The sequence below is a fragment of the Nocardioides pollutisoli genome (genome assembly GCF_040045055.1).
Taxonomy (GTDB): domain Bacteria; phylum Actinomycetota; class Actinomycetes; order Propionibacteriales; family Nocardioidaceae; genus Nocardioides; species Nocardioides tweenelious.
On record NZ_JBDZDU010000001.1, the window covers coordinates 3326705 to 3338362 of the forward strand.

Genomic DNA, 11658 nt, shown 5'->3' on the forward strand with positions numbered 1-11658 from the left:
GTGCAGATCTGGCGATCCCTGGACGACGTCCCGGCCGACCTGGGGCCGACGGCCGTCGTCATCGGCAACTTCGACGGGGTGCACCTCGGCCACCGCCACGTGGTGGCGCGAGCGCGGGAGATCGCCGACCAGCGCGGTCTCACCGTCGTGGCGGTCACCTTCGACCCGCACCCGATGGCGGTGCTGCGCCCCGAGCACGCCCCGACGACGCTGACCTCCCTCGAGGTGCGCGCGCAGCTGCTCGGCGAGGTCGGTGCCGACGCGATGCTGGCGGTGCCCTTCGACCGCGACGTCGCCGCCTGGACCCCGGAGCAGTTCGTCGAGCGCGTCCTGGTCGACACCCTCCACGCCGGCGCGGTCGTGGTCGGTGCCAACTTCCGCTTCGGCAACCGTGCCGCCGGCGACGTCGGCACCCTGCGTGAGACCGGCGAACGCTTCGGCTTCACCGCCGAGGGCATCCCGCTCGACGGCGGCCCGCAGGTGTGGTCGTCGACGTACGTCCGGATGAGCCTGGCCGCCGGTGACGTCGCCGGCGCGGCCGAGGCGCTGGGCCGCCCGTACGCCGTGCGCGGCGTGGTCGTCCAGGGCGACAGGCGCGGGCGCGAGCTCGGCTACCCGACCGCCAACGTGCCCACCAGCGAGATGGTCGCGGCTCCGCCCGACGGCGTGTACGCCGGCCGGCTGCGCCGGCTCGACACGGGGGAGACCTACCCCGCGGCGATCAGCGTCGGCACCAACCCGACCTTCGCCGGCGAGCGCGAGCGGCGCGTCGAGAGCTACGTGCTCGACCGCGACGACCTCGAGCTCTACGGCGTCGAGGTCGAGGTCAGCTTCGTCGAGCGGCTGCGCGGCATGGTCGCCTTCGAGGGCGTCGAGAAGCTCATCGAGCAGATGAAGGACGACGTCGACCAAGCGCGCACGCTGCTCGAGGCGCGGTGAGCGTCCTCGAGGACACCGATGCGTGGTTCCTCCAGCACGGACTGTCCTACTTCGTCCCCGAGAAGCGGGCCGACGTACGCAACGCGCTCCGGCTCAAGCGCACGGTGCCGCTGGTGCTCGTGGTCGCCCTGGTCGCGGCGGCTGCGGGTGTCCTGCTTGCGTGGTTCCTCGACGAGTTCAGCGCCGGCCCGGCGCTGCTGGTGTCGCTCGGACTGATCGCCGCGACCTGGTACGCCCTCACCGCGCTGCACGCCCGGCAGATCGTGACCTGGGCGCTGGCCCGGACCTTCGGCAGCCTGCGCACGCTGCTGCCGATGACGACGCGTGCGCTCCCGCTGCTGCTGCTCGCGATCACCTTCCTCTTCATCAACACCGAGATGTGGCAGGTCGGCGGCAACCTCTCGGTCGGCACGCTCTGGCTGGTGGTGCTGCTCTTCGCCCTGCTCGCGGTCGGCTTCCTCTTCGTCCGGCTGCCCGAGGAGGTGGACCGCGCCGACGACCACGTCGACGACGCGTTCCTGCTCCGCACCTGTGCGCGGACGCCGCTCGCCGAGGTCTGCCGCGAGCTGGTCGACGACCCGGACGCCGACCCGGCGTCGTACGCCGAGGTGACCGGCTTCGAGCGCTGGAACCTGATCCTGGTGCTGATGATCGTCCAGGTCACCCAGGTCCTGCTGCTGTCGTTGAGCGTGTTCGGGTTCCTGATGCTCTTCGGCTGGCTGATCATGTCCGACCCGGTGATGAGCGCCTGGCAGACCGACCCGGAGTTCACCTCGTCGCGGGCGCTGGTCCAGGTGTCGACCTTCCTCGCGGCGTTCTCCGGTCTCTACCTGACCGTCTCGACGGTGACCGACGAGACCTACCGGGAGCAGTTCTTCGGCAGCGTCATGCGCGAGCTCGAGCGGGCCGTCGGCGTGCGCGCGGTCTACCTCGCCTACCGGGCGTCCGGGGCGACCAGCGGCGAGTAGTCGTGGTCGGCCAGCAGCCGGGCGACCATCTCGGCGCGGCTGGAGACGGCGAGCTTGGCGAAGATCCGCCGCAGGTGGGTCGAGACCGTCCACACGCTGATCTCGAGCGACGTCGCGATCGCCTGGTTCGTGCGACCGTGCGCCACCATCAGGGCGATCTGTCGCTCGCGCGGCGAGAGCGTCACCCGCAGCGGCGGCTCCTGCTCGACGATGACGCAGCGCACCCGGCCCAGCGTCACGTCGAGGAGCACGCCCTCGCGCTCGTCGGTGTCGTAGGTGCCCTGATCGACCAGCTCGGCGACCTGCCCGAGCAGCTCGCCGAGCCGGTCGGGGTCGGATGCCGGCCCGGACGGGGGCGGGTCGAGGTGGTCGTGCTCGCCGAGCCGCGGCCGGACCGCGAGGGTGCGGCGACGCTCGCTTCCTGGTGGCGCGGTCATGTCACTCCCGAGAGTTGCAGTGCACTTTCCGATCCCCATGACGCGGCAGGCCTTTGGACCGTAACAGAGGTCGACGGCCCGGATCGCTGGCCCGATCGGGGGGTTCTGGTGGCCGCAAGCCGGGCCAGCAGGATGGTGTGCACGTCCACCTGGGCGGGCCACTCGCGCAGGTCGAGGTACTCATCGGGGCCGTGGGCGCCGTCGTCCGCCGGACCCAGTCCGAGCAGCACCGGCGCCTGGCCGAAGACGTCGCGGAGCACCTCGGCGGCGCGGATCGAGCCGCCCGATGCCGCGCTCACCGCCGCCCGGCCGTACGCCGCGCGGCAGGCCTCGTCGACGGCGCCGCGGACGCGACCGGGTGGAGCGAGGACCATCCCCGCGCCACCGGGGCCTGCCGCGAGGGTGAGCGTCACGCCCGGCGGCAGTCCGCGGCGGAGCTCGCGCCGCAGGCGTCGTACGACGTGCGCGGGGTCGAGGCCGGGTGGCACCCGGACGTCGGTCCAGGCGTCCGCTCGGGTGGGGACGGCGCCGGCCGCCGCACGGGCGGCCAGACGGTTGACGGTGATCGCGCCGGCCCGGGTCGCGCCGCGCACGGGATCGGCGAGGACCGCTCGCCGGCCGGCCGCGGCACGCATGGCGCCGAGCGTCGGCTCGGTGGGGTGGGGAGGCGGGGGAGTCGGGAGCGTGACGAGCCAGCGCGAGGCGCGGTCGAGGATCGCGGCGAGGACCAGCGACGGGTCCACGACCGCACCGCCGAGGCGGCCGGCGTGCACGGGCCGCCCACCGACGTCGACGGTGAGGTGGACCGGGACGGCCCCGCGCTGGGTCAGCGTGACGGTCGGGCGCCCAGGTCCCGCGGCGCGGGTGTCGACCACGACGACCGCCGAGACCGGCCCGGAGAGCCGGGCCCGCTGCAGGGCCGCAGGCAGGCCGGGACTGCCGACCTCCTCGGCGCCGTCGACGATCGTGATGACGTCACCGGGCGGGCCACCTGCGCGCGCCCAGGCCTCCAGCGCGACCAGGTGCGACATCAGCTGGCCCTTGTCGTCGCTCGCGCCCCGGGCGACCAGCCGGTGCCCACGCCGGGTCGGCCGGAACGGCGGCGAGGTCCACCCGGGACCGGGCGGCTTCACGTCGAGGTGGCCGTAGACGACGGTGGTCGCGCCACCCTGGCCAGGGGTTCGGGCGACCACGACCGGACCGGGCAGGCGGCGTACGTCGGCACCGCTCCGGCTCAGCCGGGACGACACCCACGCCACCGCCCGTCCCACCTCCGGCGACCCGCTCACCGACGGGATCCGGAGCCACGACTCCAGGTCGTCGAGCGCGGCCGGGGCGGCCCGCGCAGCGGCGCGACGGACCGCCCCGAGCCGGTTGTCCATGGCGGCTCAGCGCGGCCGACGCCGCGGCACGCCGCCCCTGCCGCCGCGGTAGGTGCCACGGCCCCCTCGTCGGGGGTAGACCGGCGCCGGCATCCGTCGGGGCTGGGTGATCCCGGTCGGCGGCACCGTCAGCGGGCTCCGCTCGTTGACCGGCACGGCGACGCCGGACTGGCCGAGGGTCTCCCAGGGGAGCACCCGGTCGGAGCCCGTACGCCGGGCCAGGGTCATCGCCTGGGCCGAGGTCAGCCACTCCTCGGCCGGTTCGGCGATGTCCATCAGCATCGTCTCGAACTCGCCCCGACCGGTCTCGAGGATGTGCGGGCCGGACAGCCAGCGCAGCACCTCGCGGCCGGTGACGGCCATCCGCTGGCGCGGCGAGCTCTGCAGCCGCTCGTCGAAGTAGCGGATCAGCACCTCGTCGACGACGTCCCAGGCGTTGTCGGCCCCGAACAGGTCCTTGACGTCCTCCGAGCCGAGGATCCGGAAGCACTCCTCGAGCACCTGCATGACCTCGATGCGCAGGACGTTCAGGTGACCGAACGACGTGAACTTCAGGTTGTTGCGCAGGTCGAGCCCGGCCCGGCGTACGACCGCGATGGAGCCGAAGCTCGGGTCGAGCGCCCGCTCGCGGATCACGTCCGAGATGCGCTTGTCACGCCAGAAGAGCGTGACCTGGTTGACGAAGTGCCCGAAGAGCAGGTGGAAGTCGGTGTTCGGCCGGCTCTGCGCCGAGCCGAGACCGCGTCCGTAGCCGAGCACCCGCCGGTAGGCGTCGTGCCGGTCCTTGCGGGTGTAGCGGAGCACGTCGCGGCGGTCGAACTGGTAGAGCCGGTAGGCGCCCGGACCCGACGACAGCCGGACCGCGCCGCTCTCGAACAGCTCCTTGAGCTTCTGCACGACCTTGAACACCCCGATGGCCTCGTGCTGGTAGAGGTAGTAGAGGTCGCCGACGGCGACGATGCGCTCGGAGTTGACGTTGTCGTCGTACGGCGTGACGCCCTGGGTGGTCAGCGTCTCGCCGAACTCCTGCGCGGCGTCCGGGCCGATGCCGACCAGGGCGGCGAGCCCGCGGTCGGGCGGCGCACCCGCCGCCTCGTCGGCACGGACCGCGGCGTCGACGAGGTCGTCGATCTGGCCGTTCAGCTCCTCGGCCAGGGCGGGGTTGGAGACCAGGCTCCCCGAGAGCCGGTCGGCGACCTGCTCGCGGAGCGCGTGGATCCGGTCGATCCGCTCCTGGTAGTCCTTCTCGGTCAACATCTCACTGGCCTCCCTGCTTCTTGGCCGGAGCCTTCTTGGCGGGCGTCTTCTTGGCCGGAGCCTTCTTGGCGGCGGGCGTCGGGACGGGGGTCTGGACGGGGGTCTTGACGGCGGTCCTCGGCCCGACCTGGAAGCGCTGCTCCCGGTCGAGGCGGGCGACCAGCTGCTCGACGAGGTGGTCGACCAGGCTCGACACGTCGGACGCCACTCCGTCGGGGCGCGCCGACTCGTCGGGGTCGTTGATCGATTCGATCGACCGGCCGACCGGGTCGCGGAACCGGTAGTCCTCGACCACGGGTGCCCGCAGGCCGTCGACCCGCGCGATCCGGACCTCCTTGTCGATGTCGCCCTTCGGCGGGTTCGGGTGGTCGGCGCGCACCAGTCGTGGCCACGACCTGGGCCAGGGTGCGTGGACCACCTGCGCGGTCTCGGAGTCGATCAGCGCGACGGGCACGTCGGACGCCGGGAACACCAGTCCCTCGTCCGGGATCTCGAAGATCTGGGCCTCGCTGAGGATCGGACGCAGCTCGTTGACGGCGAAGAGCGCCGAGACGCTCTCGCCGTCGGCGGTGGCCGAGAGCTCCAGGGGCCGGACCAGGTCACGCAGGTCGAGCTCCTCGGCGCGGCAGTGCTCCTCGCCCTGCTCGCGCGCCCGCCTCCCGACGAACGCCGGGATGAAGTGGCGGCGCAGGTTGAGACCGCGCACCTCGACGTTGACGACCCCGCCCAGCGGCGGGTTCTTCGCGTCGATGTTGTGCCGCACGTGCGAGATCGCGACGTCGATGACCACGACGCCGGCCCAGCGACCGATGCGCTGCGCCCGCCGGGCCAGCTCCATGAGCAGCCGGCACAGGCTGGACACCGCGATCGCGACCCGTGCGGACCGCATCCCGGGTGGCCAGCTGCGGCAGCACCCGGCCCGCAGGTAGCGGACCGGCACCAGGCCCTCGATGGCGTTGCCCGGCACGATCGGGTCGGCGAGCGCGTGCTGGAAGGTCTCGGCCAGGGCGACCGCGGTCGGGGCGAGCGCCGAGACGATGCCGTCACGGCCCGCGTCCTGGGCGAGGTGGCGGCCCTCCTCGGCGAGGAAGGTGCGCAGCCAGCTCAGCAGCCCGTCGAGGGTCAGGTTGGACTCGTCGTGCAGCATGATCGTCTGCCGCTCGGACTGCGAGATCAGCACCGAGTCGAGCACCAGCTCCAGCTCGTCGACCTGGTCCGCGGCAGCCTCCATCAGGCGGCTGATCAGGATCAGCTCGGTGCCGAGGAAGCCGGCGCCCGAGCCGCCGGTGAAGTGGTCACGCTGGGAGCCCCACGAGACCTTGAGGTCGCGGACCATGTCGACGAGGGTCCAGTACGCCGTACGCAGACCTTCCTCCTCGATGGTGTTGACGTTGTCGTCGACGAGGCCGAAGCGGTCGCGCAGCGCCCCGAGCTGGCCGCCGATGGTGTCGGGGTCGCGGTCGGGGGACGTGCCGAGGAGGCCGGCGAGGTAGGAGTCGACCATGGTCACCCGGGGTCCGCCGGGGGCACCGAGCTCGTCGACCAGGTTCTGCACGGCGTTGCGGACGATGGTGCGGTAGGCGTCCATGTCCTGGAGGTCGCCGTCGACGCGCAGAGGCGTGAGGCCGTCGAGGATCCGGAGGATCTCGGTGCGTGCCAGCGTCGCGCGCCGGTAGAGCGAGGCCTGACCCCCCGTGACGGCGCCGAGGTCGGCCTGGACGGCGTACCCACGCGGCACGAACTCCGAGGTGATGTGGCCCTCGAAGCGGGAGAGCCGGAACGCCGCCGTGAGGGCGTCGGTGAACGCCTTGGGGTCCTGCACCCGGCTGCGCATGCCGAGAACGTCTCGGATCGCGGCACGGACGGTCGGCCCCTGGTCGAACGGTGCGACGGCCGTCGATCCGCTCGTCGCGCCGACCATGGTGGGAAATGCCTGGTCGACGTCGACGACGGGGATGGCTGACTTCGAGCTCATGTGCTCCTCCTGGTGTTCTCCGATGCCGGTCCGCCGGCGTCGATCGTGATGGGTCCGTGCGCGAGCCAGAGCGAGACCAGCTCGGCGAGCTCGAGCCAGACGGCACGGGCGCGCGTCACGGCCTCGAGCAACGGCTGCTCGCAGCGCTCCTGGGACTGCTCGATGCTCACCTGCCAGGCCCGCCAGTCCGCCCGGCCGCGACGCGCCGCCTGGCGCATCGCCGCGGTCGCGTCGTACGAGCGCAGGTCACGCCAGTAGCGCAGGGCGGCGGACGCGATGGCCGCGTCGACGTCGGCCATCCGGCGCGCGAGCTGGTCCGTGCCGTCGACGGCGGCGAGGACGCGGCCGGCCGTGACGACGGCCGACTGGAGCTCGGACACCTGCTCGGCGAAGCTGTCGACGGCGGCGACCTCGCTGCCGTCGGGTCGGTCCTCGTGGGCGATCATGACCAGCTCGGTGACGGCCTCGGAGAGCCGGGCGGTCGCGTCGCGGAGCTCGTGGAGGGCGAGGGAGATCGTCATGGCTCAGCTCCCCGAGAGGGCCTGGTAGAAGTTCCGCATCGCGACCTCGGGCGTGGCCAGCCCGCGGTCGACGGCGATCCGCACGGCGCCGATGAGGAAGCGCTCCGGCACGACGCCGGGGTCGATGCCCTTCGCCAGCCGGCCGGCAGCCTCCTCGATCATCGCCTGCTGCCGCGGCTCGAAGGTGATCACCTGGCGCAGCGACTTGTTCCCGAGCGACGGGAACTTCGTGTAGCAGATCGCGTCCACCACGACCCGTGCCGTCTCCTCGCGGTGCGTGAGCATGACGCGCGGGATCGTGGTGCCGGCCGTGCTCGGGAAGAGCCGCAGCCAGACCTTCTCGTAGTCGGCGGCGATGTGGTCGAAGCCCATCCGGCGCAGCAGGTGCGTCGACAAGAACGTCCGCAGGTACGGCGTCGGGTGCACGCCGTGGGGCGAGAAGGCCAGCACCTGCTCGGGGCTGCGACCGATCACGTCCATCAGCGACGCGACGAACGCCTCGCCCCCGAGCATGCAGCCGACCAGGTCGGCGAAGATCTCCCGGTTCCACCGGGCGTAGGTCCGGGCCACCGACACCGGCTGCCCGGCGGCGCGGAGCGATCGGTAGACCGCGCGCGGGATCTCGTCCTCGAGGGCCAGCTCGTTCTGCAGGTTGTGGCAGACCTCGTGGAGGATCGCGCCCATGGTCCAGGGGTTGACCATTCGGTGGTAGGGCAGCTGCACCAGCGGGAAGGGGTTGAGCTGCCGGCCCAGCTTGCGCAGCGGGATGTTGCGCCGGTACGTCGCCGGCGAGAAGCCGGTGCGCATGTAGGCGAACGGTGCCGGGCTGGGGATCGACCGTGGCTTCCCGAGGTGCATGTGGATGTGCTGGTAGCAGTCGAGCGCGATCTTGTCGCAGGCGTAGAGCCACTCACCGAAGGCCCCCTGGCGCTGGCCGAAGAGCTCGAAGTAGAAGTCCCACACCCGCTCGGTCGCACGGACCCAGTCGTGGGCCTTGCTCTTGAGCCGGAGCAGCTCGCCGAGGTCGACCGACCCCGGGTGGCGGGCGGCGGCCTGGCCGGTCCGCTCGACCTCGACCACGGCCTGCTCCAGCGGGCGGCGCAGCCGGGCGAGCAGCTCGTTGACGGCCTGGACGTGCCCCTCGGACGGCCGCGCGATCGACGTACCGAACTCGGTGCGGTGGAAGTCGCGCAGCGCCTCGAGGTGCCGGCGGACGTTGACGCCCTGCCCGGTGGCGAAGGACGCCAGCGGGGTGCGCCCGGGTGCGGGGACGGCCCTCCGCACCCGGGTGACAGGCACGGGTGTGCGAGGACCGACCCGCTCAGCGACGGCGGACACGGCGGGTCACCCGCCGGTTGACCGGGCGGCGCATCGGAGCGCGGTAGCCCGGGCGGCGTACGCCGCGGCCGTGGATCCGGTAGGGGCGGTGACCGTGGCGGCGCTGCCAGTGCGCCCGCCGCTGCCAGCGGCGGTCCCAGTGGTTGACCGCGCGCAGCGCCCTGCGGCGACGGCGCGGGCCGAGCACCCGCCCGGTCATGGTGCCGAGCGTGCGCACGACGGTGTCCGCGTCGATGTCGCGGCCGTTGGCGGCCTGGTCGGCGAGGCTCTGCGCGGTGCGCTGCAGCACCACCGGAAGCCCGCGCACGAGGCGGCGGCCCTGCGGGGAGCGGCGCAGCTGCCGCACGATCCGGCTCGCTCCCTTGACCAGGGTCGGCGCGTTGCGGGAGATCAGCTTCGCGGCGCGGGGGATGAGCTTTGCAGCGAGGGGCACCAGGGCGCCGATGAAGGCCTCGGCCTCCGACTCGCTCTGAGCCCGCTCAGCGCGTACGGCGAGGTGCGCCATCGACTCGGCGTCGCGGTAGATGCGCCGGACCGGGTTGACGAAGCCCTCGGCCTCCTCCTCGGCCTCCTCCTCGAACTCGTCCTCGAACTCGAGCTCCGACTCCATCTCGGCTTCCGCCTCGGCCTCGAACTCGAACTCGTACTCGCCCTCCTCCTCGAGCTCGTACTCGTCCTCGAACTCGCCTTCGCCGAGGAGGGAGCCGGCGATCTTGGCGAGCCCGCCGAAGAAGGCCTCGTCCTCGTACTCATCCTCGAGCTCGCCTTCGTACTCGTCCTCGTACTCCTCCTCGCCGAGGAGGGAGCCGGCGATCTTGGCGAGCCCGCCGAAGAAGGCCTCGTCCTCGTACTCGTCCTCGTACTCGTCTTCGAACTCGTCCTCGTACTCGCCCTGGATGGCGGGGTAGCGGTGGTTCAACGTGGTCATGTCCACTCCTGTGTCGGTCGGTTCTCGGGCTCGGTGGTCAGCGACGCTTCTTGGCGGTCAGCCCGACCGGTCGTCCGGTGGGCACGGCGCCGCGGGGGACCTTGACGTCGCTGACGACCTTGATCGTGCGAGCCGGCCTGCCGTTGCGGGCGGGCACGCGGACGGGGGTGACGACCCGGACGACGCCCGGGCGGGGCCGCTGCACGCGGGTCCCGGCGCGCTGGGTGTGCACGTGGCTGGGCCGGCGCTGCACGGTGACGGCACGACGGGTGGTGCGGACCGGTCCGCGGGTGACCCGGCGCGGGCCGGTGCGGTAGCCGCCGCGGTAGCCACTGCGGTAGCCGCGACCTCGGCGTACGCCGCCACGGCGCCGACGGTGGACGTGGGCCAGGCCGCGGGCGTGACGACGCGCGACGGCGCGCTGCCAGCGGGGATCGGTCATCACGCGGTCGGCGCTGGCGCCGAGCACCGTGCCGACGTCGGCCGGGGTGAGCCGGTGGCCGGAGCGCTGCAGCTGGGCCAGCGTGCCGGCCGTCGAGCCGACGATGCCGGGCAGGAGACGCAGGCCCTGACGAGAGCCCGGGCTGCGGTGCAGCACCTGGGTCAGCACCGACGCGCCGCGCAGCAGGCTCGGCAGCAGGTGCTGCAGCTCCTGGCGCTCCCGCGGGGTGATCGTCAGCGAGATCGCCGACCCGACGAAGCTCTCCGCCTCCGACTCGGACTCGGTCGCGGTGGCGCGGGCGGCGAGGTACTCCGCCTCGGCCTGCGACGCACTGACCGGCGCGGTGGCCATCTCCTCCAGCTCGCCCTCGAGCTCGTCCTCGAACTCGCCCTCGAGCTGCGACGTCACGGCCTTCGCGATCATCCCGCCGACGGGGCCGCCGAAGACGGTCGCGAGCTTCGGGGCGGCGAACTTGATGACCTTGCGCCAGGGCACCTTGCGCAGGGCCCGGCCGATCCGCTTGAAGAAGTACTCCTCCTCGGACTCCGCCTCGAACTCGTACTCCTCCTCGCCGAGCAGGGAGCCGGCGATCTTGGCGAGCCCACCGAAGAAGGCCTCGTCCTCGTACTCGTCCTCGTACTCGTCCTCCGCCTCGTACTCGTCCTCGTACTCCGACTCGTACTCGTCTTCGTACTCGTCCTCGTACTCCGACTCGAACTCGCCCTCGAGCTCCATCTCGAACTCGTCCTCGAACTCGCCCTCCAGCTCGTCCTCGAACTCGTACTCCTCCTCGCCGAGCAGGGAGCCGGCGATCTTGGCGAGCCCGCCGAGGAATGCCTCGTCCTCGTACTCGTCTTCCATCTCGAGCTCGTCCTCGAACTCGGTTGACGCCTGCGTCATCGCCATGTCCTCTCTGCCGCGAAGCCGTGTGGTGGCGACCAGTGAACGGCGCGCGACGAGGTCGCCAGTAGTCCCACGAGCGGGGTCACGGACGCGTGGTCACCGGCCCGGGGTCGACGGCTCGTGGTCGCCTCGTCGGGGTGGTCCAGAGATGTCTCGCGCGCGTCAGTTCACTCGGACGTGCGACTCCGCCCGGGTCATGGCGCGGCGGCTCCCGGTGGTTGAGGAAGGCGCGCAGCGCCTGTCTCGAAACCCCCGCAGCCCGACTGTCTACGTCGTCCTCCCGATAGCGCCAGGGTGCGGCCTCCACCGGCGCCGTCAAGGGTTCGCTTCGCCGCTTCGCGCCCTTGACCGCGCCGCCTCCGGCCGAGTTTGGCTGGCTATCGGGACGACGCCGACCTGTGGTCGGGGATCTACCGGCCGGCGGTGGGTGATCCACCGTTTCGCGGGATCGGAACGGTGGATGACGCACCGCCGGCCCGGATCGGCGGGTGATCCACCGTTTCGCGGGATCGGAACGGTGGATGACGCACCGCCGCCCGGATCGGCGACTAACCCACCCCCCGGCGGA

Annotated in this window: 10 protein-coding genes; 2 read left to right on the plus strand and 8 right to left on the minus strand. The window is 72.4% G+C overall.

What is annotated here, in order from left to right; genetic code table 11:
* Both ABLE68_RS16340 and ABLE68_RS16345 read left to right on the plus strand, forming a co-directional pair.
* Complete coding sequence (locus tag ABLE68_RS16340; RefSeq protein ID WP_348872754.1) at positions 1-939, plus strand: bifunctional riboflavin kinase/FAD synthetase; 939 nt, start codon at positions 1-3, stop codon at positions 937-939.
* Positions 936-1907, plus strand: a complete 972-nt coding sequence (locus ABLE68_RS16345; protein WP_348872755.1) for a hypothetical protein — start codon at positions 936-938, stop codon at positions 1905-1907. Before ABLE68_RS16340 ends, ABLE68_RS16345 begins: the two co-directional genes overlap by 4 nt.
* Here the strand turns inward: ABLE68_RS16345 and ABLE68_RS16350 are convergent.
* From ABLE68_RS16350 to ABLE68_RS16385, 8 genes are read right to left on the minus strand one after another with little or no spacing between them, the layout of a single operon-like run.
* Positions 1874-2344, minus strand: a complete 471-nt coding sequence (locus ABLE68_RS16350) for a helix-turn-helix transcriptional regulator (RefSeq protein ID WP_348872756.1) — start codon at positions 2342-2344, stop codon at positions 1874-1876. The genes ABLE68_RS16345 and ABLE68_RS16350 overlap by 34 nt on opposite strands.
* A complete protein-coding gene (locus ABLE68_RS16355) occupies positions 2341-3726 on the minus strand; it encodes a M20/M25/M40 family metallo-hydrolase (RefSeq protein WP_348872757.1) in 1386 nt (461 codons plus the stop codon). Before ABLE68_RS16355 ends, ABLE68_RS16350 begins: the two co-directional genes overlap by 4 nt.
* Before the next feature lie 6 nt (positions 3727-3732).
* A complete protein-coding gene (locus tag ABLE68_RS16360; RefSeq protein ID WP_348872758.1) occupies positions 3733-4983 on the minus strand; it encodes a hypothetical protein in 1251 nt (416 codons plus the stop codon).
* Position 4984: 1 nt separating this feature from the next.
* On the minus strand, positions 4985-6958 hold the full coding sequence (locus ABLE68_RS16365) for a hypothetical protein (RefSeq protein WP_348872759.1): 1974 nt from the start codon (positions 6956-6958) through the stop codon (positions 4985-4987).
* Positions 6955-7479, minus strand: a complete 525-nt coding sequence (locus ABLE68_RS16370) for a hypothetical protein (protein WP_348872760.1) — start codon at positions 7477-7479, stop codon at positions 6955-6957. The genes ABLE68_RS16365 and ABLE68_RS16370 overlap by 4 nt, the downstream gene beginning before the upstream one ends.
* A gap of 3 nt (positions 7480-7482) precedes the next feature.
* Positions 7483-8817 carry a hypothetical protein gene (locus tag ABLE68_RS16375; protein WP_348872761.1) on the minus strand — a complete coding sequence of 445 codons (1335 nt, stop codon included), beginning with the start codon at positions 8815-8817 and terminating at the stop codon, positions 7483-7485.
* Positions 8801-9745: a hypothetical protein gene (locus ABLE68_RS16380; RefSeq protein ID WP_348872762.1), complete on the minus strand. Its 945-nt coding sequence runs from the start codon at positions 9743-9745 to the stop codon at positions 8801-8803. The genes ABLE68_RS16375 and ABLE68_RS16380 overlap by 17 nt, the downstream gene beginning before the upstream one ends.
* 37 nt (positions 9746-9782) lie before the next feature.
* On the minus strand, positions 9783-11087 hold the full coding sequence (locus ABLE68_RS16385; RefSeq protein WP_348872763.1) for a hypothetical protein: 1305 nt from the start codon (positions 11085-11087) through the stop codon (positions 9783-9785).
* Positions 11088-11658: the final 571 nt, after the last annotated feature.

Bases quoted from the DNA above. Each gene is read 5' to 3' on its own strand.
- ABLE68_RS16360 (WP_348872758.1), bottom strand. From the start codon at position 4,983: ATGTTGACCGAGAAGGACTACCAGGAGCGGATCGACCGGATCCACGCG.
- ABLE68_RS16385 (WP_348872763.1), bottom strand. From the start codon at position 11,087: ATGACGCAGGCGTCAACCGAGTTCGAGGACGAGCTCGAGATGGAAGAC.
- ABLE68_RS16355 (WP_348872757.1), bottom strand. From the start codon at position 3,726: ATGGACAACCGGCTCGGGGCGGTCCGTCGCGCCGCTGCGCGGGCCGCC.
- ABLE68_RS16365 (WP_348872759.1), bottom strand. From the start codon at position 6,958: ATGAGCTCGAAGTCAGCCATCCCCGTCGTCGACGTCGACCAGGCATTT.
- ABLE68_RS16350 (WP_348872756.1), bottom strand. From the start codon at position 2,344: ATGACCGCGCCACCAGGAAGCGAGCGTCGCCGCACCCTCGCGGTCCGG.
- ABLE68_RS16370 (WP_348872760.1), bottom strand. From the start codon at position 7,479: ATGACGATCTCCCTCGCCCTCCACGAGCTCCGCGACGCGACCGCCCGG.
- ABLE68_RS16380 (WP_348872762.1), bottom strand. From the start codon at position 9,745: ATGACCACGTTGAACCACCGCTACCCCGCCATCCAGGGCGAGTACGAG.